This window comes from Streptomyces griseocarneus (assembly GCF_014655595.1).
In the GTDB taxonomy this organism is placed as follows: domain Bacteria; phylum Actinomycetota; class Actinomycetes; order Streptomycetales; family Streptomycetaceae; genus Streptomyces; species Streptomyces griseocarneus.
In genome coordinates this window covers 457,756-480,392 of sequence record NZ_BNBL01000005.1, presented here as the reverse complement: position 1 = coordinate 480,392, position 22,637 = coordinate 457,756, and the positions used below count along the sequence as shown (strand labels likewise).

General features: G+C 72.2%; 18 protein-coding genes. 2 read left to right on the top strand and 16 right to left on the bottom strand.

Annotation, left to right across the window (positions count from 1 at the left end; genetic code table 11):
• Positions 1 to 61: 61 nt before the first annotated feature.
• From IE295_RS16315 to IE295_RS16285, 7 genes are all read right to left on the bottom strand, one after another.
• Positions 62 to 3,484, bottom strand: coding sequence for an amino acid adenylation domain-containing protein (locus IE295_RS16315; protein ID WP_190064323.1), 3,423 nt, complete (start codon positions 3,482 to 3,484; stop codon positions 62 to 64).
• Positions 3,481 to 5,043 (bottom strand): succinic semialdehyde dehydrogenase, encoded by a 1,563-nt coding sequence (locus IE295_RS16310; RefSeq protein WP_224323403.1) that lies wholly within the window; start codon positions 5,041 to 5,043, stop codon positions 3,481 to 3,483. The genes IE295_RS16315 and IE295_RS16310 overlap by 4 nt, the downstream gene beginning before the upstream one ends.
• A 3-nt stretch (positions 5,044 to 5,046) precedes the next feature.
• A complete protein-coding gene (locus IE295_RS16305) occupies positions 5,047 to 6,777 on the bottom strand; it encodes an AMP-dependent synthetase/ligase (RefSeq protein ID WP_190064322.1) in 1,731 nt (576 codons plus the stop codon).
• A 4-nt stretch (positions 6,778 to 6,781) separates the two neighbouring features.
• The gene (locus IE295_RS16300) at positions 6,782 to 7,741 is read right to left on the bottom strand and encodes an SDR family NAD(P)-dependent oxidoreductase (RefSeq protein WP_190064321.1); all 960 of its coding nucleotides are present in this window, start codon (positions 7,739 to 7,741) and stop codon (positions 6,782 to 6,784) included.
• A gap of 63 nt (positions 7,742 to 7,804) precedes the next feature.
• A complete protein-coding gene (locus tag IE295_RS16295) occupies positions 7,805 to 9,394 on the bottom strand; it encodes an aldehyde dehydrogenase family protein (protein WP_224323404.1) in 1,590 nt (529 codons plus the stop codon).
• Positions 9,391 to 10,752 carry a TrpB-like pyridoxal phosphate-dependent enzyme gene (locus tag IE295_RS16290; protein WP_190064320.1) on the bottom strand — a complete coding sequence of 454 codons (1,362 nt, stop codon included), beginning with the start codon at positions 10,750 to 10,752 and terminating at the stop codon, positions 9,391 to 9,393. Before IE295_RS16290 ends, IE295_RS16295 begins: the two co-directional genes overlap by 4 nt.
• Positions 10,753 to 10,791: 39 nt before the next feature.
• Positions 10,792 to 11,247: a PaaI family thioesterase gene (locus tag IE295_RS16285; protein ID WP_268255700.1), complete on the bottom strand. Its 456-nt coding sequence runs from the start codon at positions 11,245 to 11,247 to the stop codon at positions 10,792 to 10,794.
• A 364-nt stretch (positions 11,248 to 11,611) separates the two neighbouring features.
• Here IE295_RS16285 and IE295_RS16280 point away from each other — a divergent pair, with 364 nt between their 5' ends.
• Positions 11,612 to 13,261: an MFS transporter gene (locus IE295_RS16280; protein WP_190064318.1), complete on the top strand. Its 1,650-nt coding sequence runs from the start codon at positions 11,612 to 11,614 to the stop codon at positions 13,259 to 13,261.
• 34 nt (positions 13,262 to 13,295) lie between these two features.
• On the opposite strand, the gene IE295_RS33565 is transcribed toward IE295_RS16280, so the two are convergent.
• From IE295_RS33565 to IE295_RS16245, 7 genes are all read right to left on the bottom strand, one after another.
• Positions 13,296 to 13,991 carry a hypothetical protein gene (locus IE295_RS33565; protein WP_224323405.1) on the bottom strand — a complete coding sequence of 232 codons (696 nt, stop codon included), beginning with the start codon at positions 13,989 to 13,991 and terminating at the stop codon, positions 13,296 to 13,298.
• Complete coding sequence (locus tag IE295_RS16270) at positions 13,991 to 16,216, bottom strand: hypothetical protein (protein ID WP_190064317.1); 2,226 nt, start codon at positions 16,214 to 16,216, stop codon at positions 13,991 to 13,993. The genes IE295_RS33565 and IE295_RS16270 overlap by 1 nt, the downstream gene beginning before the upstream one ends.
• Positions 16,213 to 17,013 carry a hypothetical protein gene (locus IE295_RS16265; protein WP_190064316.1) on the bottom strand — a complete coding sequence of 267 codons (801 nt, stop codon included), beginning with the start codon at positions 17,011 to 17,013 and terminating at the stop codon, positions 16,213 to 16,215. Before IE295_RS16265 ends, IE295_RS16270 begins: the two co-directional genes overlap by 4 nt.
• A 146-nt stretch (positions 17,014 to 17,159) precedes the next feature.
• Complete coding sequence (locus tag IE295_RS16260) at positions 17,160 to 17,816, bottom strand: Crp/Fnr family transcriptional regulator (protein ID WP_190064315.1); 657 nt, start codon at positions 17,814 to 17,816, stop codon at positions 17,160 to 17,162.
• Between the two features lie 64 nt (positions 17,817 to 17,880).
• A complete protein-coding gene (locus IE295_RS16255) occupies positions 17,881 to 18,372 on the bottom strand; it encodes a Pycsar system effector family protein (RefSeq protein ID WP_190064314.1) in 492 nt (163 codons plus the stop codon).
• A gap of 654 nt (positions 18,373 to 19,026) precedes the next feature.
• Positions 19,027 to 19,587, bottom strand: coding sequence for a hypothetical protein (locus IE295_RS16250; protein WP_224323406.1), 561 nt, complete (start codon positions 19,585 to 19,587; stop codon positions 19,027 to 19,029).
• A gap of 122 nt (positions 19,588 to 19,709) precedes the next feature.
• Positions 19,710 to 19,847 carry a hypothetical protein gene (locus tag IE295_RS16245; protein ID WP_190064424.1) on the bottom strand — a complete coding sequence of 46 codons (138 nt, stop codon included), beginning with the start codon at positions 19,845 to 19,847 and terminating at the stop codon, positions 19,710 to 19,712.
• A 197-nt stretch (positions 19,848 to 20,044) separates the two neighbouring features.
• Between IE295_RS16245 and IE295_RS16240 the strand changes: the two genes are divergently transcribed.
• A complete protein-coding gene (locus tag IE295_RS16240; RefSeq protein ID WP_224323407.1) occupies positions 20,045 to 21,019 on the top strand; it encodes an acyl-ACP desaturase in 975 nt (324 codons plus the stop codon).
• On the opposite strand, the gene IE295_RS16235 is transcribed toward IE295_RS16240, so the two are convergent.
• Positions 21,006 to 22,232 (bottom strand): beta-ketoacyl-[acyl-carrier-protein] synthase family protein, encoded by a 1,227-nt coding sequence (locus IE295_RS16235; RefSeq protein WP_190064312.1) that lies wholly within the window; start codon positions 22,230 to 22,232, stop codon positions 21,006 to 21,008. The genes IE295_RS16240 and IE295_RS16235 overlap by 14 nt on opposite strands.
• A complete protein-coding gene (locus tag IE295_RS16230) occupies positions 22,229 to 22,492 on the bottom strand; it encodes an acyl carrier protein (RefSeq protein WP_179199149.1) in 264 nt (87 codons plus the stop codon). The genes IE295_RS16235 and IE295_RS16230 overlap by 4 nt, the downstream gene beginning before the upstream one ends.
• Positions 22,493 to 22,637 lie beyond the last annotated feature (145 nt).

Genomic DNA, 22,637 nt, shown 5'->3' with positions numbered 1-22,637 from the left:
GCGGCTCGTCGGGGTCGCCCGCGGCTCGTCGGACGGTGGCCGGTGACTCGTCGGGCGGTGGCTAGCGGATACGGGGGCGCCGGCGCAGGTCACCCAGTGCGCTACGGGCAGCCGTCCGGCGAGGGGTTTCCGGCGGGTCCAGGCGGCGGGCCAGCGCACGGATGGTCGGGTACATGAACATCTCCACCCGGGTCAGCGGGATGTGCTGCTCCGTTCGCAGCCGGGCCATGACGCGCATCAGCGACAGCGAATCACCGCCCACCTCGAAGAAGTTGTCCTCCACCCCGACGTGTGCGAGGCCCAGCACGTCGCGCCAGATCGCGGCGACGGCCTGTTCGGTGCGATCGGCCGGGCCGGCCCCGCCCTCCGGCGGGGTGAGCGCCGGTGCGGGCAGCGCCTTCCGGTCCGTCTTGCCGTTGGCGGTGAGCGGGATGCGGTCCAGCGCGACGAAGCGGGAGGGGACCATGTAGGCGGGCAGCACGGCGGCCAGGTGAGCGCGCAGTTCCCCTGCGGGGGCGGGGGTGCCGTGCGGAACCGTCCAGCCCACCAGCCGGTCCTCGCGTACGGCAACCACCGCCTCGGCGACGGCCGGGTGGGTGCGCAGCGCCGCCTCGATCTCGCCGGGCTCGATCCGGTGGCCGTGCACCTTCACCTGGCTGTCGGCCCGGCCGAGGAATTCCAGGTGCCCATCCGTCCGGGCGCGGACCAGGTCGCCGGTGCGGTACAGGGTTCCGGTGACGCCCGGTACGGTCACGAAGCGCTCGGCCGTCAGCTCGGGCCGGTTCAGATAGCCGGAGGCGACCTGTTCACCGCCGATGTACAGCTCCCCCGCCATCCCGGGCGGCAGCTGTCTCCGCTCGTCGTCCAGCACGTGGAAGCGGGTGTTGGCCACTGGCGGGCCGATCAGGGCCGGCCGGCCGGGCAGCACCTCGGCGACCGCGGACCAGATCGTGGCCTCGGTGGGCCCGTACAGGTTCCACACGCGGCCGCCGTGGCGCAGCAGCTCCGGGGCGAGGTCCGGGGGCATCGCCTCGCCGCCGCACAGGATCCGCGGCGGTGCGGCAGCGGGCCGGCCCCGCCAGCCGGCGTCGAGGAGCATGCGCCACGTGGCGGGGGTGGCCTGCATGACGGTGGGGCGGCGGTCCTCCAGCAGCCGCCGGAGGAGGAAGCCGTCGCCGGACGCCTGGGCGGGGGCGAGTTCGACGTGCCCTCCAGTGGCCAGCGGTACGTACAGTTCCAGTCCGGCGATGTCGAAGCAGACGGTGGTGACGGCGAGCATCCGGTCCGCCGCGGTGAAGCCGGGGACGCGGGCCATCGCGCACGTGAAGTTGGTCAGCGCCCGGTGGCTGATCCGCACGCCCTTGGGACGGCCGGTGGAGCCCGAGGTGTAGATGACGTAGGCGTCGGATCCGCTCGGTACGCCGCCTCCGTGCTCGGGCTCGGCGGCCTCGACGGCCTCCCGGTCCCGGTCCAGGACGAGGACGCCGGTGCCGGTCGCGGGCAGGGTGCCGGCGAGGCGGGAGTCGGTGACCAGCAGGACCGGTGCGGCGTCGGCGATCATGCCGGCGATGCGGACGGGCGGGTAGAGGGGGTCCAGCGGGACGTAGGCCGCACCGGACTTCATGATGCCGAGGAGGGTGACCACCAGGTCGCAGGAGCGGTCCAGGAGGACGCCCACCGTGCGACCGGGACCGGCGCCCAGGGCTCGCAGGTGCCCGGCCAGCCGGGACGAGCGACGGTCGAGCTCGCCGTAGGTCTCGGTGCGGCGGCCGCCGGTCACGGCGGGTGCCTGCGGGTGGAGCGCGGCCCGGTGGGCGATCAGCCGGTGCACGCAGGTGTCGAGCGGGAACGCCGTCGCGGTGTCGTTCCAGGCGGCCGCCGCCCGCCGTGCCGCGTCGGTGCCCAGGGGGATCCGGGCCGGCTCCGCATCCGGTGTCCGGGCCAGGGCTCGCAGGTAGGCGGCGGCGTAGGCGGGAAGCGGGCCGGGTGGGCCCGCCCATCGGCACGGGCCCGGCCCGAGCGGAAGGCGGATCAGCAGGGCAGTGTCCGGCGGCGGGACGGCGGCTTCCCCCGGACCGGTGTCCTCCGCGAGCTCGACGGTGATGGGCAACGTGTCGGGAGTCAGGCGGGGGTGACGAGCCCACAGGTCGTACGGGATGGGGGCCCGCCCGGTCGCCTCGCGCAGCCGGCCGGCCACGTCGGCGCGGCACGCCGCCATGTCCCGTCCCGTCAGGTGCGGCAGGCGCAGCGGCACCCAGTCGGCGTACAGCGCGTCGGTCACGGGGTGGCCCGTACCGGTCCGTGGCAGGCGCAGGCGCACGTCCGTCCCGGCCGCCGCCCCCGCTCGGACGAGAAACGCCAGGAAGGCCGTGAGCAGCCACTCGGTGCGCTCGGGTCCTGGTCCGGCCAGGACGTCCGGCACGGGGATCTCGGCGAAGGTGAGCGGGCCGTCGGCCCGGTGGGGCAGGTCGGCCGGGGTGAGGCCGGTGAGCCGCCGGACCCAGAACGGCTCGTCACGCAGGCTTCGCGCCTGGGCCCGGCCGGCCGCCTCCAGCAGGGCGGGGCCGGGCACGGGGAGCCGGTCCGGTGGTCCGGCGGTGGGAAGCCGCCGGCCGGACGGCGTGGCGATCAGGGAGAGCAGCACGTCCCGGCTGCCGGTGGCGACCACCAGGCCGCTGGTGTCGCCGGTGTCGTCGGCCCGCAGTACGGTGCCCGGCGGCCGGCCGGAGCGGCCGGGGAGCACGGTCAGCGCGCGCACCAGCACGGGCCGGCCGTCGAGCACCGCTTTGGCGGTGCCGAACGGGTTGGGGTGCGGCCCGAAGTCGGCTGCCCGCACGGCGGCGTCCAGTTCCCCGGCGGGGCGGTCCCAGCTCAGGAAGCCGCCTCCTGGCGGCCGGTCGAAGCGGCCGTGGTGGATGCGGCCGGCCGGATCCTGCGGCCGCCTCCGGGACCGGCCCGCCGCGAGCAGGTCGGTCAGTTCGCCGAAGGAGTCGATTCCCGCCTGAAGGCACTTGACGTTCAGCGTGCCGCTCGTCTCCCCGGGCTCCAGCGGGACCTCGCGGCGCAGCAGGACGTCGCCCGCGTCCGCTTCCTCGGTCATCACATGCCAGGTCACGCCGTGGGAGGCCGCGCGTCCGAGGAGCGCCCAGGTGGTGGCGTGCAGCCCGGAGTGTCCGGGCAGCGGGGCGTCGTGGAAGTTGACCGCCAGGTGCCTGGGCAGGGACAGGACGGGGGCGGGCAGCAGGCGCAGGTTGGCGATGCTGAAGAGGTAGTCGAAGGGCTCGGCCGAGAGGAAGGCGGTCAGCTCCGGGCCGAAGCCGGTGGTTCGCAGGCCGGCATGCGCCGCCCAGTCCCGGATTCCGGTGTCGGGCGTGGTCACCCCGAGCACCCGGTGGCCGCGCTCCAGGAGGAGTTCGGTGCAGGAGGCCAGCATGGCGTTCTGGCCGATCAGGTGGCAGCTGAAGCGTTGTGGCGTATCCGTCATCCCAGACCCAGCCTCGTCATCGCCCTGCGCAGGGCCGTCAGCCGCCGGGCGTGGCGCTCCGCGTCCGTCCCCGGGCGGGGGTCGAAGACGTCGGCCCGTGCCTGGGCCAGCACTTGGAGGTCGGTGTACTGCAACAGTCCCTGGGCACCGTGCCGGTATCCGATTCCGGAATCCTTCCGGCCGCCCAGGGGCGCGCCGTAGGAGACGTGGGCCGTGCGGAAGCCTTCGTTGATGCTGACCGCCCCGGCCGTCAGCCGTGAGGCAAGTGCCTCGGCGTGCGCCGGGCTGCGGCTCCATACGCTGGCGGTGAGGCCGTACGGGCCCTCGTTGGCGAGGGCGATCGCCTCGTCGTCGTCGCGGAACGGCCGGACGGACACCACAGGGCCGAATGTCTCGTCCGTGTGGACGTCCATGCCGGGGGTGACGCCGGTGAGGACGGTCGGTTCGTGGAACAGCGGCCCGATGTCCGGGCGCGCGCGGCCTCCGTACAGCAGCCGGGCGCCCTTGCCGAGGGCGTCGTCGATGTGCCCGGTGACGCGGTCGAGCTGGCGGCCGGTGGTGAGCGATCCCATGTCGGCGCCGAAGTCGAAGGCGCTGGACATCTTCATCGCGGCGACGCGCTCCAGGAAGGTCTCCAGGAAGCGGTCGTAGAGCGAGGAGTGGACCAGGAGGCGCTCGGCGGACATGCACAGCTGCCCGGCGCTGGTGAAGCAGGCCCGTACCGCGCCGGCCGCGGCCCGCTCGACGTCGGCGTCGGCGAGGACGAGCAGGGGGTTCTTCCCGCCGAGTTCGAGCATGCAGCCGATGAGCCGGTCCGCGGCCCGGCGGGCGAGGAGCCGGCCGACGGCGGTGGAGCCGGTGAAGGCCAGGTGGTCGGCCCGGTCGAGCAGGGTGGGTCCGATGTCCTCGGGCTCGCCCACGACGACCTGCCAGAGTCCGTCGGGCAGGCCCGCCTCGAGGCACAGCTCGCGCACCCACAAGGTGGTGCACGCGGTCTGTGTGTCGGCCTTGTGGACCACGGCGTTACCCGCCAGCAGGGCGGGGACGACGTCGGTCACCCCCAGGCTGAGCGGGTAGTTCCATGGGGTGACCACGGCGACGACGCCCTTGGGGTGGCGCAACTCGCGGAGTCTCGTCAGCAGGGGCAGCGCGCCGCGCCGGCGGCGCGGGCCCAGCAGGGCGGGGGCGCGGCGCGCGTAGTAGTGGCAGACCCCCGCGGCATCGACCACTTCTTCGAAGGCGTGGGTCCGGGCCTTGCCGGTCTCCCACTGGAGGAGGTCGAGGGCCTCGCGCTGCCGGTCGAGCAGCAGGTCGTGCAGCCGGCCGAGGACGCGGGCGCGGTCGCGGACGTCGCGCGCGGCCCACGTCCTGCCGGCCGCGCGTGCCTGGTCGTACGCGCGTGACACGTCGTCGGGTGTGGCGCCCGGGAGGCGGGCGATGACGTCCAGGGTGAAGGGCGCGCGCGGGACGAGCCGCGGGCCGTCGCCTTTGAGCAGCACGGCCAGCCGGTCTGCGGTCGCGGACGGCTGGTGCGGGGGTCCGCTCGTCTGGGGGCGCACGGGTCAGTCCTCGCGGGGGGTCAGGCCGCCGTCGGCGTAGAGCAAGTCGATGACCTCCCGGTAGTGGTTCCGGATGTGCTGCCGGCGCAGCTTGAGGGTGGGGGTGACCAGGCCCGAACCGGGCGTCCAGGGGCCGTCGACGACGGCGAACCGCCTGACCCGTTCCGGCGGGGAGAGCAGCCGGTTGCCGCGGGTGACGGCGTCGCGGACGCGGTCGGTCGCCATGGTCCCGGTGAGGGTGATCAGCGCGACGTTGTACGGGCGGCCGTCCCCGATCACGCACACCTGGTCGATCAAGGATTCGTGCTGGGCGATCCGCTCCTCGATGCGGGCAGGGGCCATGTTCTTGCCGTAGGCGTTGACGATGAGCTCCTTCTTGCGCCCGGTGATCCGCAGGGAACCGTCGTCGTCCACCTCGCCGAGGTCCCCCGTGTGCAGCCAGCCCTCCGTGTCGAGGACGGCGGCGGTCTCCCGGGGCCTGCCCCGGTATCCGCGCATGGTGATGGGGCCGCGGACGAGGATCTCGCCGTCGGGTGCCGTGCGCAGTTCCACACCGGGCAGCGGTGGTCCGATCCAGCCCGGCCGATGGTGTCCGGGCACGGTCACACAGGCGGCCGCGCACAGTTCGGTCATGCCCCAGATCTCGCCGGCCGGCAGTCCGAGGGCGCGTAGGAAGGCCATGGTCCCACCGCGTACTGGGGCCGCGCCCACGTGCACGAACCGCGCGTGGTCCAGCCCGAGCACGGCGCGCACGGGTGCCAGGTGAGTGGGCTCCAGCCGCTCGTATTCGGCCCGTGCGGCGGTGTCCTCTCCCCCGGCGGCCAGCCGCTCCCCCAGGTCGAGGGCGCGCAGGGCACCGTGGCGGAAGCCGTCCGGTGCCCGGCCGATCTCGGCGAGCAGCCGGGAGCGCAGCTTCTCCCAGACGCGCGGGACGGAGAAGAGCCACTGCGGCCGGACGTCCGGCAGTACGGAGAAGAGCCGGTCCACCTCCGGGCAGCAGGTGACATCGGCGCCCAGGGCCATGGGCAGGTAGTGCGAGCAGCAGCGCTCGGCGATGTGCGCCATGGGCAGGTAGGACACCAGCCTGCACCCGGCCGGCAGCGGCACCCGTGCCAGGAAGGCCCGGCCGGTGGCCCGTACCGCGGCATGGGTGAGCTCGACGCCCTTGGGCGGTCCGGTGGTGCCCGAGGTGTAGACGACGGTGAGGACGTCGCCGGGGCGGGCCCGGTGGGCGTAGGGGTCCGCCTCTCCCGCCTCCAGCAGTCCGGCGAGTCCGTGCGCCTCGGTGACGACGGCCGACTCCCGAAGCCCCGGGCAGTCGCGCAGGAGCGTCCCGGCCCGTTCCCGCCCCGGCTCGTCGAAGACCAGGACGCTCGCCCGGGAGTCGGCCACGACGTGGCGGAGCTCCTCGTCGGCGGCGGTCGGGTAGAGCGAGCAGGTCGTCACGCCGAGCGTCATGGCGGCCGCGTCCACGATGTGGAACTCGGGCCGGTTGCCCAGCAGGAGTGCGACGGTGTCGCCGGGCCGCAGCCCGAGCCGGGCCAGGCCCGCGGCGCAGCGCCGGGCGGCAGCCCGGTACTCGGCCCAGGTGTGGGTCTCGCGGCCGGGCCCGCGCAGTGCGGGGCGATCGGCGAAGGCCCGGGCCGTCAGGTCGAAGGCGTCGGTGAGGGCGGGCAGTTCCAGCGCACGGCGGATGTGGCCGTCGAGAGCGCCGGCCGGGGCGGCTTGCGTCATCGCGTCACCTGTCGTGTCCGGTCTTCGGTGGTGCGGCGGGTGGTGTGGTGAAGGCGCTGGGGGACTCGGGCAGCCAGCGGTACTCCAGTGCTCCCAGTGCCAGACGGGCCCGGGGCGCGATGACGCCGAGCAGTTCGCCGAGCGTGCCCAGCCGAGTGGAGACCCGTGGCCTGCCGGTGACCAGTGCGGTGGCGATCATGTGGGCTGCTTCATGGGCGTCGATGGCGGGCAGCCGGGCGAAGGCCGTCGTGGGACGGCTCATCCGGGTGCGGACGAGGGGGAGGTGGACGGTGCTGACCGTGATGCCCTCGCGTCTGAGCTCGGGGGCGAGTGACTGTGCGAAGGCTTCGAGAGCGGCCTTCGAGGGGTTGTAGGCGGTGAATCGGGACATGGCCAGCTGGAGTCCGATGGTGGAGACGTTGACGATGTGCCCGTGGCCGCGTTCGCGCATCCCCGGGAGCAGGGCCAGCGTGAGGTCCACCGCGCCGAAGTAGTTGACCGCCATCGTCCTGCGGTAGTCGTGCGGCCGCTCGACGGCGTGCAGGGTTCCCCGGCGGATGGAACGCCCTGCGTTGTTGATCAGTACGTCCACGCCGCCGTGGACGCTGGTCACCTTGCCGACCACGGCGGCGAGTTCGTCGGCGGCGGTCAGGTCCACGGCGAAGGTCCGTACGCTGCCGCCGCTGCCGGCGGTGGCGTGGCGCGCGGTCTCGTGCAGGGCCTTCTCGTCACGGCCGAGCAGGATCAGCTCGGCGCCGGCCCGTCCCAGCAGGATCGCGAGCTGGCGTCCGATGGTGCCGGAGGCGCCGGTGACCAGCACCCGGCGGCCGCCCACGCGCTCGGCGAGGCGGCGGACCGGCCGGCTGGGGGCCGAGGTCCCAAAGACCGCCGCGCCGAGTCGCCGGCGCAGCCGGCCGCCCGCCGCGAATGCTGCGGGATGGGTCCGGTCATGGGAGGTGCGCATGGTCCTCGTCACGGTTCCTTCGGTTGCCGTGCTGCCACTACGTCGCCGGGGTGCCCGCCGGGGTCAGTCCGGCGGGCGCCGGAGTCCGGTCCTGGCGACCGAGACCCCTTGCAGGTGGGAGGTGCGCAGGTTCGGGTAGTTCAGCTCGCCGTGGACACCACCGGTACGGCCGGTGCCGCCGTGCGTACCGAGGTAGGGGACGAAGCCGATGTGGGATTCGTTGACCTTCAGCAGCCCGGCGTTGGTCACCCGGCGCACGAAGGCGTCGACGACCTTCTCGTCGGCGGACCACAGGGAGTTGCGCAGTCCGTACTCGTTGTCGTTGACGAACGCGATGACCTCGTCGAGCAGTTCACCGTTCCCGTCCTGCTCGTCGGGGACGACGACCGCCAGCAGCGGGAAGAACGTCTCCTCGCGCACGGCCCGGACCCGGCGCGCGTCGCGCAGGCCGTCGATGCGGACCACGGTGGGTTCCAGGAAGGCCCCGGTGAGCGACGGCTCCCCGGAGAGGCCGACCCGCCGGCCGCCGCACAGGACACGTCCGCCGTGCTGCCGGGCGTCGGCGAGGACCTCGTGGAAGCGGTCCATCTTCAGTACGGGGCTGAGCAGCACGTCCGGAGCGTCGGGAAGGCCGGGGCGCAGCTCGCGGCAACGGGCGGTGAGGCGCTCCAGGAGCGGGCCGGCGACGTCCGGGTGGGCGACGGCGGTCTTGGGCACCATGCAGATCTGCCCGGAACCGTAGAAGCACTCGAGGAGCGCCTCCACCGCGCCGTCGAGGTCGGCGTCGTTCCACACCACCAAGGTGTCGTTGCCGGAGAGTTCGAGGACGGGCTTCTTCCCGTGCGTCACGCACTCGGTGCCGAATTCCAGCCCGACGTCGCTGTCGCCGAAGAACATGATGTCGTCGACGTGCGGGCTGGCGAGCCACTGGCGCAGCATGGGGCGGGTGGCGCCGGAGACCACGTTCACGGTGCCCGGCGGCGCCCCGAGTTCTTCGAGGATCGGGACGACCAGCTCGCGGTAGACGAAGGCGACCCCCAGGGGTGCGGTGCGCGGAGCCTTGACCACCAGGGTGTTGCCCGCGCCGAGGGCGGCCGTGCCGAGGAAGGAGTTGGAGGCGGCGGCGTTCTGGGGCGGGTTGAGGCAGACGACGCCGTCGGGTTTGCGGAGCAGGGACAGGGTCCGGCCGGGCGCGTCGAAGTGCTGTTCCAGCTGGCTGCGGTAGAAGGAGACGGTCTCCTCGCTGCTGCCCATGAGCATCCCGGCGATCTCCCACTCGGCCAGCCGGCGCGGATGGCCCTCGGAGACGAGGATCGACAGCAGCTCGTCGTAACGCGCCGTGAGGGCGGCGTGCAGCCGCGGTCCGAGCTCCATCCGGGTGTCCAGATCAAAAGCGGACCACTGCGCGCGAGCGGTGTGCGCCGCGAGGAGCGCGTCCGCCACGTCGTCGCTGCTGCTGAGCCCGACCCGTCCCACGATCCCTTCGGTAACGCCCTCCTGGGCCTCGCCGCCCGCCCTCTCCAGGCGGCGCTTGCGGGTGAAGGTGCCCCGCGGGTCGAGCAGGAAGGCCCCGGCGTCGAGGCAGTAGGTCCAGCGCCTGCCGGGCCGGTCCTGGCCGCCGATGTACTGCGCGTAGGAGTACACGATCGTCACCGCCCGCCCCGGTCGGCGAACACGGGATCGCCCGCGGCGACGGACTCGTACGGTTCGGCGTCCGTCATCTCCCCGGCCGTGAATGCCCCGTAGGCGCCGAGGTCGAGCAGACCGTGACCGCTGTAGCAGAAGACGATCACAGCGCGGCGCCGGGTGCGACGGCACTCCTCGGCGATCTCCACGGTGGCCCGGATCGCGTGCGCGGTCTCGGGGGCGGGCAGCAGGCCGTGCAGCCGGGCGAAGAGCGAGCCGACCGCGAAGACCTCCTTCTGCGCGTACGCCCGCGAGCCGAGGATTCCCTCGGCCCGGGCGAGGCCGACGAGCGGGGCGGCGCCGTGGTAGCGCAGGCCGCCGGAATGGATCGGCGGGGGGACGAAGTCGTGACCGAGGGTGTACGTACGGGCCAGCGGGCCGAGACCGCTGGCGTCGGCGAAGTCGTACCGGTACTCGCCGGCGGTCAGCGTCGGACAGGCGGCCGGCTCGGCGGCGAGGATCTCGAGGTCGGCCCCGGCCAGCTTGTCGCCCACGAACGGGAAGGCGAACCCTCCCATGTTGCTGCCGCAGCCCACGGAGGCGACCAGGAAGTCGGGCTGCTTGCCGATCTGCTCCAACTGCTCGCGGGTCTCCACCCCGACGACGGTCTGGTGGAGGAGAACATGGTTGGCGAAGGCACCCATCGAGAACCGGTCGCCCGGGTTCTGCCGTACGGTCTCCAGGGCCTCGCTCACCGCGGTGGCCTCGGAGCCCGGGTGGTCGGGGCTCTTCTCCAGGAGTTCCCGGCCGTAGGCGGTGTGCGGACCCGGGCTGGGCAGCACCTGCTGCCCGAAGGTCTCCATGAAGTGGCGTCGGTAGGGCTTGCTCTCGAAACTTGCCCGGACCATGTAGACCAGGGCCTTCATTCCGAACCGGGCGCACGCCAGGGACAGCGCCGCGCCCCATTGCCCGGCCCCGGTGTCGGTGACGAGCCGGTCGATTCCCTCCAGCCGGGCGTAGTAGGCCTGCGCCAGTGCGGAGTTGAGCTTGTGCGAGCCGGACGGGCTGGCACCCTCGTACTTGAAGTAGATCTCCGCCGGGGTGTCCAGGTGGCGCTCGAGGGCGTGCGCCCTGAACAGAGGGGTCGGGCGCCACAGTCCGTATGCCGAGCGTACCTCTTCGGGGATGGTGACCCACCGCTCGAGGGACGTCTCCTGGGCGATCAGGGCCTTGGGCAGCAGCCGTTCCATGAATTCCTCGCCCACCGGCTTTCTGTTCGCCGGATCGAGATAGTCGTCCGGGGCGCGGGGGAGATCAGGGAGTACGTTGTACCAACGCTTCGGGATCTTCGAGAGCGGAAGGTCGTGGCGCTCCAGGGAGTTCACGGGGCTGTGTTTCCTCTCGGGCAACGTCAGGGAACGTCGTCACGCCTGACCGGAAGGCTCGGTGAGCCGAACCCGGCAGTGGTAGGTGAATTCGGCCTCGGCGACGCACTCACCTTCGCCGTCCTGCAAGGAGGACGTCACGGTGGCCTCGAACCGCTCTCCCGCGGCAAGGCTCCGAACCGTTGACCGGAGTTCCCGGCCGGGGAATTCCGCCACGGCCCGGATTTCTCCGCGAGCCTTCCTGCGGTAGGTCATCCGCGATTCCCGGAGCACGAACACCGTCGCAGTGATCCATTCCGCGAGCGCTCCGGCCAGAGCCGCTCCAGCGGCCGCTTCGGCGACGAGGAAGAGCGCGCCCGCATGCCGGGTGCCCACATGGTTGAGCGTATCGGCGGAATCCGGCAGCACGGCTGTGGCGCAGTCATCGCCGATCGCGATGACATCCGCCCCCACATGTTTCTGGAACGGCACCAACTCATTGATGAAGGCCCGGATCTCCTCCAGGGAAGGAGCGGGTAACCGGGCCGGATCTGCTGGTGGTTGAGAGCTCAGGACCGTCTCCTACCGACATTCTGCCGCTGAAGATGTGACGGGAGGTCACCGATGTTCCCACGGGGTGAGTGGCGCTCACAACGGTCCCGAATCGCAGGGATCCGAGTCAAGCGATCGCCCGATCTCCCATCGAAGTCATCTTGTATGACTTTCTGTCGGGCCGTTCCCCAGCATCGCTCCGGGCCGTTTTTCCGATCATTCAGCCAGGGGCACGGCACTTCCTGCATCATGGAGCCGGGCACGCTCGCGCAATCCGTTCACCCATGCCTTGCGGAGAACCTTGCCGCGCGACGAGAGCGAGATCCTGATGCCGGAAAAGCCAGTCGAGCGGCAGGAGCGCGAGCAAGCGACGGAGCGGCGCGGCGGGGACGCCCCGGAGGCGGCCGCGGCCGATCCCCGGCGCTGGCGGGTCCTGGCCGCCTTGGTCGTCAGCCTCGTGCTCGTCGTCCTCGACACATCCATCGTCAGCGTCGCCCTGCGCACCCTGGCCCTGCCCACCCCCGACGGACTCGAGGCCTCCAACAGCCAACTGCAATGGACCGTCGACTCCTACACCCTGGTCTTCGCCACCCTGCTGATCACCGCCGGGCTCGCGGCCGACCGCATGGGCCGCAAACGCACACTGCTGGCCGGGCTTCTGGTCTTCGGCGCCTTCTCCGCCGCCTCCGCCTACTCCCACAGCGCGGCCCAACTCATCGCGGCCCGCGCCGGCATGGGCATCGGTGCGGCCCTCGTCGTCCCCGCCACCCTCGCCATCATCACCAACGTCTTCCCGCCCCGGGAACGGGCGAAGGCGATCGGTCTGTGGGCCGCCTCGGCCGGACTCGCCGTGGCCATCGGCCCCGTCACCGGCGGCCTGCTGCTGGAGCACTACTGGTGGGGCTCACTCTTCCTGATCAACATCCCCATCGTCCTCGTGGGAACCGTCGCCATCGCGCTGTTCGTCCCCGAATCCGCCGACCCGATCCGCCGGCCCTTCGACCCCGTCGGCATCCTGCTGTGCGTCGCCGGCCTCGGACTGCTCGTCCTCGGCATCATCAAGGGTGGCGAGACCGGCGACTGGGCCGTGGTCCCCGTATGGGCGAACATGCTGGCCGGCCTCGCCCTGCTGGCCTGCTTCGTCGCCTGGGAACACCGCAGTGCGCACCCGGCGCTGGACCTGCGGTGCTTCCGTGACGCCCGCTTCTCCGCCGCCGTCGCCGCCATCGCCGTGGTCTTCTTCGGCCTCCTGGGCTCCTCCTTCTACATGATCTTCTATCTCCAGAGCGTGCGCGGTTACAACGCCCTGCAGGCAGGCTGCTGCCTCCTCCCCCTGGCCATCGGCCAGATCGCCCTCTCCCCGCACAGCACGATCCTGGCCCGCCGCCTGGGCGCCCGAGCCGTCTGCACAGGGGGGATGACCCTGACCGCGCTGACATTCCTCGGCGTGAGCGTCCTGGACCAGAACTCCCCCCTCTGGGTGTGCGAAGCCCTCTTCTTCCTCATGGGAGGAGCCATGGGCTACGTCATGCCCGCCGCCACCTCCTCCGCCATGGCCACACTCCCCCGGCACCGCGCCGGAACGGGCGCCGCCGTACTCAACTCCCTCCGCCAGGTGGGAGGAGCACTGGGAGTCGCGGTCCTCGGCTCACTGCTCGCGTCCCGGTACCACGACCAGATCGACCACCATCTCGGCCCCCTGCCTCCTGCCCTGCGCCCGCACGCCCAGGAGTCCGTCGCCGGAGCCCTCACCGTCGCCGACCGCCTCGGCCCCACCGGATCCGGCCTCGCCGGGCACGCGGTGGACGCCTTCATCTCGGCGATGCGCGTGACCTCACTGACAGCCGCGGGGGTCACGTTCCTCGGAGCACTCGCCGTCCTCGTCACGCTCCGCGCACCACGAGTCCGTACCGCGGACACCCACACCGGCCCGGCACCGGGCCCCGCGGAGACACACAGCGCAAGCCGCACGGAATAGCCTCCGCGTCCACGGCACCCCGACGCCGTTGTCTTCACAACTCGTCGGCCAGGTCCTCCCAGTTCATCTGCTGCAGCACGACACGCGTCGTGGCCCGGAACTGCTGGTGGCGACCCGGATCGCTGTCCAGCCTCTCCATGACCTTGGCCAGCACGACGGCGGTACGCATGGCCTTGGACTGGGGGTCCTGCGCGTTCCCCACGTACGGCAGCACGTGGGTGTCGAACTCCTCCCACGAGATGGGGCGGCTGCCGTCTCTGTGGAGGTCGATCCACCAGGCACGTGCCGCATCGGCGCTGACGAGTATCTCGTTCCTCAGGTGGCCGATCCGGTCGGAGTCGAGTCGATGCAGAAGCTGTTGCTCACGACGAGCGTCCTCGTACGCCTGGGAACGGGCGCGGTCCTCGGGGGCGAGGCGGAGTGTGATGCGCGCTCTGATCTCCGTCGCGGATCCCTCTGTTACCGGCCCCCATTCGGACAGCCGGAGGGCCAGGGCGTTCTGCGCTCCGTCGAGCGCCGACGGCATGTGCTCGCCGGTGATGGGGCGGGCGATGTCCTCGAGAGCCTGGCGTGCGACGGAGCGCACAACGCCCCGGCCCCGCTCCCGGAGCTCGGGGGCGGGGCGGCAGCGCAGTACGCCACTGGCGCTGTAGTGGATGCCGAAGAGCGCTGTGGGCCAGGTGGCGGAGATGCGCAGGCGCATGCTCCGCCGCAGCCCGAAGTACGACATCACCCGGCGGCTGCCTTGCGACGCTCATGGTTCCGGATGATCGCCTGCTCGAGGATCCGGCCCCAGAAGGTCTGCTGGAACTCCTCGTCCCTCGCGAAGAAGCGCTTGAAGCTGCTCCGGTGCACCTCGGGTTCGTACACGTCTGCCAGGAGGTCGGTCAGCACGTCGGCCGGAAGGTCCCCCTTCTCCGCGGCGACACCCCACCGGGTCAGTTCCGCGTCCGCGGCCTCCCGCGCGTCGTCATCGCCGAGCAGCGATTGCCAGGCACGTACGAAGCGCACTCGCCCGTCGTGCTCGCTCGCCGTGTCCAGCAGGAGCCGTGCCCCCACGTCGCTGGAGGCGAGGGCGAGGAAGGCGACCAGGGCGTGCCGTTTGGGCTGCTGCTCCCCCAGCCAGGTCCTGAGCGCCCTGGCCACTTCGGCCGGGTTGACCTCGCTGAGCTTCCTGAAGGCTTCCGCCATCGGCTGGGAAGGGTACGCGGAATGGGCCGCTGCTCTGGCCAGGCGGGTCATGGCGATGCCCGGCTGGTGGACCGCCAGCTCGCCCCCGCAGATCTCCGTGACCAGAGCGATCAGCTCGGCCGGTGGCTTCGCGGCGGTCATCCATTGGTAGAGCCTGTTCCTGACGTACCTCCCGATCTCGGGGTCCAGCGCCGCATGGGTGAGAACCTCGACGGCCAGCGAACGGCGGCGCCCGGCGAGGTCCCTTCCGACACGGTCGATGATGGCGTTGTCGTGTACGTCGGTGGCCAGGTTGAGCAGCGATCCCATGACGAGGCGCGCGTCGTCCTCGGGCAGGCTCTGGTCCGCCGCCACGGCGACGGCCCAGGTGCGCAGCAGGTCCCGCTGCGTGGGGAACTCCTCCCACAGGTGTCGCAGCACCGCGGGGGCCAGGTCGTGTTTGTTCCGGTCGTGGAACACGCGATCGCCGTGGGACCCGAGGTGTGCCGCCTCCAGTCGCCGGCTGGAGGTCGCGTCCGAGAGGACGTCCAACGGTTCGCGGGAGAGATTCAGGCTTTGCAGCAGCATGTCGGCCGCTTGGACGACCGACCGCTTGGTGCCGCCGTTCAGGAGGGCGCCGGCCCAGACCATGGCGCGGGTGGCGACGAGTGTGGGTTCCCCGGGCCCCTGTTTCGACGGGCTGAGGAGGTCGCCGATGTGGTGGTGCCAGCCCCGGAATTCGTCGACGATGGCGCTGTCGTCGTGTTCCGTCGCCTCCTGGACGATGCGGGCCAGGCGGCGTGCGTCCTGGGCCGGCGGGTTGGACTCCCAGATGTCGCCGTAGGCCGTGCCCTCGAGCCAGCTGACCTTGTGGGCGGCGCCGCGGCGTCGGAGCTCCTGGGTGACCAGCGGCTTCGCGTCGGGCGAGGGAAGCACGACCGTGAACGGACGTGTCGCTTCCGCCCACTGTCCCTGCCAGCTCTGCGGCGTGGCGAGGACGACGAGGTACCGATCGGCTCCCTTGCCGGTCTCTCCGTACCCCCGCAGCATCTCGCCGAAGCGCGGGCCGGGAGGCTCGGGCATCTCGGAGAGGTCCAGGAGGTACCTGCCACCCGGTGCGGCCGGGAGCTTGGCCACGTCGGGCTTGGACCACTCGGGTTCCAGGTCCGTGAACAGCGGCCCGACGGAGAGGGGCGCGGCCGTGCCGAGCAGGCGGAGGGCAGCCGTCCGTCGTCCGTTTCCGGGGGGCGCGCACAGGACGACGACTCCGCCCTGGGCGAGGAGCTCTTGGGCCTGAGTCCATCGCCGGCTGTCGCGCGGTGCGACGAAGCGGTCATCGGCGCAGGCGTGCAAGTCGGTCAGGGGGACCGGCTGGGGACGTACGAAGTCGTTGCCGTAGAAGTTCTGGGTGTCCGCTTGGAAGCCGAGGCCGCCGGGGACCACTTCCTGCGTGAACTGCTTGGCGGGGTGGACCGGGTGGCCGGGTTCCGCGTCCGCGGTGTGGGGTACGGCGGCCTCCGCTTCGGCCGTGCCCTGCTCGTGTTCGGACTCGTCGGTGGAGTCGGCCGGGTGGCGGCCTCCCCCGAGTGACCAGATGGGCCGGCCCGGCCATGAGGAGCGCCTGGGCGATGGCGTCGCCTCCTCCTCCCGGGGTACGGGCCGGCTGTCCCGGCCCTCGCCACTGCCCTCGCCACTGCCGTCGCCACTGCCGTCGGCGCGAGCACCGGAGTTCGCGTCCAGGTGGGGCTCCCCCGGCGGCCGGGTGAAGTAGGTGTCGTCGGTCATCGCAGTCCCCCGAAGCCGTTGAAGTGCTGGTGCTGGCCCTGAACGTTTCCGTTGCCGTGCTGAGTGAAGGACACCGCCGCGGGAGCGGGCGACGGCGCCTGCGCCTGCGGCTCGCCGGGTGTCCGTGAAGACGGCTGCGAAGGCGCCTGCGACGTGCCGGCATCGGCGGTCTCGAAGATGCCGGGGTCCGCCAGGCCCCAGTCGAGGCCCGGGACGTGCAGCCAGGCGGGCTGCTCGAAGGTCTTGACCTTGGCGATGCTCCGCGCATAGTGCGCGGGAAGCGTTCCGCCCGTCGCCAGCCCGCTGCGGAAGACATCTTCGTGGACGCGCTGCGAGATGACGACAGCCGTATTGGTCAGTTCGGGATTGGCGCGTGCCAACAGGTCACGCAACGCGTCGTGGTCCAGCAGCCGGTGGGTTTCCACCATCGGTACGCCGAGCCCGGTGGGGGGCAACGGGCCGACGTGGATACTGACCCGCAACTGCAGGGCCGGCCGGCCGGGGTTGTGCCGCCGGTGGTCGTGGAGGACCTGGCTGAGCGCCTCGGGGAAGCACCCGACCAGAGCGGGCAACACCTCGGGGTCCATGCCGGCGACGTACCCGTCCCCGGTGTGCTGCGGGAAGGCGCGCTGCTCCCACCTGGCGCTCAGGCCGACGGCCGACAGCGCCTGCGCGAGCACCTGCTGGATGACGGCGTTGACCTGCTGCATGCCGGTGCTGTTGTGCGCGCTGAAGCTTCTCGCGTCGACCGCGAGGACGGCGCGGTAGGGCCATAGCGGCTCCCAGGACGGAGTCATAGGGCGTCTCTTCTCTTCGTGTCTCTTCGTGGAAGGTGCCGGCGAAGCGGTCACAAGCGACTGTGGCGGCAGACGGCCGGCGGCACCGTCCAGCGCTGGACGGTGCCGTGGTGACGTGGACCACATCGCGCTGCCGGCGCCGTGCTCTACCCCTCGGAGAGCTCCGCGAGGGCGGCACTGTCATTGACCACCAGGCGGCCACGCCCCAGGGTCAGCACTCCGATGGCGTGGAGATCACGGAGCACCGCCATCACCGAGGAACGGCTCATCGCCGCCATGACGGCGAGTTCCTCCCGGTCCATGCCCAGTTGCACACTGACGGCTCCTTCAACGTCCGGGACGCCGACTTCGGCTGCCAGGTAGCCGACCACTCGCGCCACACGCGCTCGGGGCGGCAACCGGATCAGCGCGGCATGCAGGTGTTCGTTCTCCTGCATGCGTTCGACGGCGAGCCGGTACACGGCCCCCTCCAGGTGGTGCCGGGCAAGGTAGCCACGGAACGCGTGCGCGGGCAGCACGTACCCGGTGCACGCGGTCACGGCTGTCACCGTGGCCGATCTGCGGTGGTCGAGGAGCGCTCCCATCTCGCCCAGCACTTCGCCCGCACCACGCAGGGCCAGAGGGACGTGGTCCCCGCTCCGGGCCGACTGCGCGACCTTGACGATGCCGTCGGTGAGAGCGATGACGGCGGTCGCCGTCTCCCCTTGACTCAACAACACCGACCCTCGCCGGTACTGGCGCCGTTGGCCGCGGCGCACAAGATCCGCCCAGGCCTCTTCGGGCACCACGCCGCGAAAGTTCATGAATCCCCCGTCCGCACTTCCCCGCCCGCGCTCCCCGTCCGGGCGCCCCCGTCCGCGGCGGCTGCTAACCGATCACGGCCGCGATGCCCAGCGCACCCGAGCCCGTCACCGCCGCCGCGAACGACCACTGCACCCGGCGGTGCTTGGCCCAGGCGATCTCACTCATGACCACCAGCTGCCGCGACAGCGCGGCCAGTAGATCTCTCTCACGCAGCGCGCTCTCCAACTGCTCGGGCTCGAAGTGCCGCAGGTGGCCGAAGAACAGGTAGTCCTCGTCGGGTTCCTGCCCTCGCCGTTCGGACCGCAGGTTGGGTGACACCGCCGCTGCCGCGAGGCAGGCACCCGCCAGGAGCGTCAGCACACCCGCCCACCCCAACACCTGCGCCAGGACCGGCCCCCGGCGGAATCCATGGCCGGCTCCGGTCAGCACCCCGATCAGTGCCAGCACGGCCGACTGCAGGCTGAGCGCGATCGACGCCTTGGTGTCGGCCTTGCCCGTCCAGTCCGCCAGAGCCGTCTGAATCCTCCACGCCGCATCCAACGGATCTGCCGCCACCAGTTTTTCCGCCCTTTCACGGCTCCGGACGGCCCCACCAGCCGACTTTTCGGCACCATGATCGCTCACCGCCCGCGCGAACCAGCCCGGCGACCGTTCTTCGGCCGAAAATGACCCATCCGACAGCGCGGATCCCGGGCCGTCGTGGTCCCGGCAGCACTCACCGCCGTGGCAGTCACTCGCGGCGCCCTGCCTCCTGGCACGCTGCCTCCCAGCGAAGACGACGGCAACGGCCACGGCAGTGGTGCGCCGCAGGGAGGGGGCACATGCCTCAGCCCTGTTCGGCACCCGCCAAAGCGCCTGGAGCACGAGCGGTGCCGTACTTTCAGCGGCACCGCGAGGATCACATGCCCCGCTCGCGCGGCACTACGCGTAGGCGCCAGGCTCGCCCCCGCGACCGCCAGGGCCTTCGCCATGCGCATCATGCGTTTCCTCCCTCGTCGAGACCTCGTCGAACTCGTGTGGCACGAGGATGACGCGAGGGGTGCCGACAGGTCCTCGACCCTCAGTGCACGGTACTTGCCGGTTCGTGCACCGGCTCCGGCGTATCCGGACACCCCGGGCCTGGCGATCCGCCGGGGCGTGCCGAACACCCCGCAGCGGCTGACCGACGAGGGCTTCGGCGGGGAGGCCCTGGACATCGTCGGCCGAGCTTCAGGCCGCGGTCCGCTCGGGCGCGGCGGACGCGGGCGCGCTCGTCCGGCCGGACCACCAGATCGAGGCGAGCAGGAGCGTGCCGGGAAGGATTCCGGCGACCACCCCGATGACGGCGGCGGAGGCACCGCACGCCGCCAGCACCAGGGCGGCGGCACCGCAGGCCGCCATCGACCCGCCGAGCACGCGCAGCCCGGGCCTTCCCCAGGCGACCGCAAGACCGAAGAAGTGCACGCCGACCACGAAGGCGATCCAGCCCACGGCCGCGCGCGGGGTGTGCAGCACCCTGCTGATCACCAGCAGCCCGGCCGCGAGCCCGAGCACTTCGGCCGCCACCACGTACCAGTAGCGCCGCCCGAAGCTCGCGCCCGGCGTCGCGTCACCGCTGCTCCCGGTGCCTCCACCGCGCCGCCGCCCGAAGACGACCAGGCCGAGGAACGCGGCGATGGCGGCTATGCGCAGCGGAACGGCGACGGCCATCGGCAGGGTGCCCGCGTTCGCCTGGATGAAGAAGAGCCCGAAGCTGGCACCGATGAGCCTGCCGACCTGATCCTTTGTCATGAACAGGAGTTTTTCACCCGTGTGGATCATCGGCCAAATCCCGCCTTGACAGCACAGCGGACGGTCGTGGACTCCCCTTTCCGGTCCCCTTCGGCCCTCTACCGGGTCAGTGGTCCGCCGGGTCACCGGTCCTGGCTGAGTTCGTACAGCTCCTGGAACAGCCCGCCGGCGCGGACGAGCCGGTCGAACGTGCCCTGCTCGGTAATGCGGCCTCGTTCCATGTCGTCGACGAGTTCACCGTGCCGGCCAACGACCCCCACGAGCACCCGGACGACGGCCCCACCGTTTTCGTAACGCTCTCAGATCGCACGGGCGCGACAGCGGCCGACTCGTCCGCCGCACGCACGGCGGCCCGGCACGCACTCACACCACGAGAGATGTACCGGGCCGCACCGGGTCACTCCCCCGGGTGACGCCGTACCCGGCGCCACCGTTCCGCAGCCCATACTCGGTCGCTGTGACCCTTGACACCGAGAAGTCCCGAAGCCGGGACGACGTCCGTTGGCTGACCGTGCTGGAGCCCATGGTCGGTGACCTGCTCGACCGGCATCTGGCCACTTCCCGGGAGTGGTTCCCCCATCAGTACGTGCCGTGGGGCAGGGCGAGCGACTTCGACGGGCCGCTGGGCGGCGAGGAGTGGCGCGAGGAGCAGTCGGCGCTGGCGGCACCCGTACGCGGGGCGCTGGTGCTCAACCTGCTCACCGAGGACAACCTCCCCGGCTATCACCACGCCTTCGCCACAACGGTGTCGGCCGACGGCGCCTGGGGCACCTGGCTGCACCGGTGGACGGCCGAGGAGGACCGGCACTCGGCCGCCCTCCGCGCCTACCTGCACGCCGCGCGCGCCGTCGACCCCGTCGCGCTCGAGCGCGCCCGGATGCGCCAGGTGTCCACCGGTTTCCGGTTCGGTGACAGCGGCGTCCTGCCCGGGCTGGCGTACGTGATGGTGCAGGAACTGGCGACGCGCGTGGCGCACCGCAATGCCGGCCGGCACAGCGGCGATCCCGTCTGCGAAGGGCTGATGGCGCGCGTCGCCGCGGACGAGAACCTCCACATGGTGTTCTACCGCGACCTCTTCCGCGCCGCCCTGTCGATCGAACCCGGCCCGGCCCTGGAGGCGCTGTCGCGCACGCTGCGCGCCTTCCGCATGCCCGGGCACGGCGCCCCCGACTTCGAGCGGCTGGCGGCGGACGTGGCACTCGGCGGGATCTTCCACGTGGGCGTGTTCCACGACGAGGTGGCGGCACCGCTGCTGCGTACGCTCAAGGCACTCGACATGCCGGCCGCCGGCTCTCGGGGGCGGCGGTGCCAGGACGAGCTGGGGCAGTGGCTGGAGGCCCTCGGGGAGCGGGCCCGGGCCTTCGACGAGCGGCGTGCGGCGCTGCTGGAGGCCCGGGCGCGGGACGGAGCGGGGCTGTTCAGGGCCGGGTGAAGGCCAGGCAGACGTTGTGGCCGCCGAAGCCGAAGGAGTTACTGACGGCGGCCACGACGTCCTGGCTGCGGGGCGCCTTCACCACCAGGTCGAGGTCCGGGAGGGCGGGGTCGGGCGCGTCGGTGTTGGCCGTGGGCGGCACGGTGCCCTCCCGCAGGCTCAGCACCGTCAGCACCGCCTCGACCGCGCCCGCGGCCCCCAGCGCGTGACCGAGGGCGCCCTTGGCCGAGGTGACGCTCGGCCCGTGCGGGAACACCCGGGCGATGAGCCGCGCCTCCACGGCGTCCCCCTGCGGGGTGGAGGTGCCGTGCGCGTTGACATGACCGATGTCTTCCGGGGCGAGACCCGCCGCGGCCAGCGCGGCGCGCACCGCCGCCTCGGCACCTCGGCCCGTGGGGTCGGGAGCGGTGGGATGGTACGCGTCCGTGGCCGCCCCGCAGCCCGCGAGCAGCGCCCGGGGCCGCACCCGCCGGGCGCGTGCGTCCTCGGCCCGTTCCAGAACCAGCACGGCGGCGGCCTCGGCCATCACGAAACCGTCGCGGTCGGCGGCGAACGGCCGGGACGCGGCCGCCGGATCGGCCGTACGGGCCGAGAGCGCGCCGGCCCGGTGGAAACCGGTCACCATCAGTGGCGTGCTGCCCGACTCCGCGCCCCCGGCGACGACCACGTCGCACAGACCCTGCGTCAGCCAGCCGTGCGCCACCGCCAGCGCGCTCGCGCCGGAGGCGCAGGCCGTGGCAGTGACCACGCTGGGCCCACGGGCACCGAGCACGAGCGCGATCTCGCCTGCCGCCATGTTCGGAATCACCATCGGCACGACCAGGGGCGAGACGGACTCCGGCCCCTGCTCGGCAAGCCTGCGGTACTGGGCCTCCCAGGCCCACGCCCCGCCCAGCCCGCAGCCGACCACCACACCGACGCGGGCCCCGTCCCACGTCGCCGGGGACAGGCCCGCGTCCCGCACGGCCTCGTCGGCCGCGGCGAGGGCGAGGGTGGTGAAGCGGTCCAGTCGCCACAGCTGACGGTGCCCCACGGCCGGCTCGAACGGTTCGGGCACGCGGCAGCTGAAGTCGACCGGCAGGCCGGCGAGTCCGGGATCGCGCGTGGCCGTGGAGCGGCCCTCGCACACCGCTCGCCACAAGGCGCCGGCGTCCGTGCCGGCCGGCGTCACCGCGCCCAGGCCGGTCACCGCTACGGCGGGTCGGCCGGTCACCTCGCGGTGGCGGTGTCGCCGCGCAGCCTGGCGTCCACGGCCTCGCCGAGGGCACCCAGGGTGAGGTCCGCGCCGACCTCCTCGCCGGTGAAGCGGACACCGGTACGGTCGGTCAGGGTCAGGGCGAACTCCACGAGCGCCAGGGAGTCCAGCTCCAGCCCGGCGAGCGTGGCGCCGGGCGACACCCGGTCGGACGGAACCCGGAACTTGCCGGTCAGGACATCGACGACGAGGCCGTAGCCCTGGATCTCGGTACTCATGGTGGTGACCGTCCTCTGGTACGAGAGGGGATGCGAGGGAGATGCGAGCGCCGGGAGAAGAGGAAAGGCGCTGCAAACCGGGACATCGTGCGGGCCCGCCCATGGTCGCGGCAAACCCCCGTCACTCCCCCGGGTGACCGTCTCC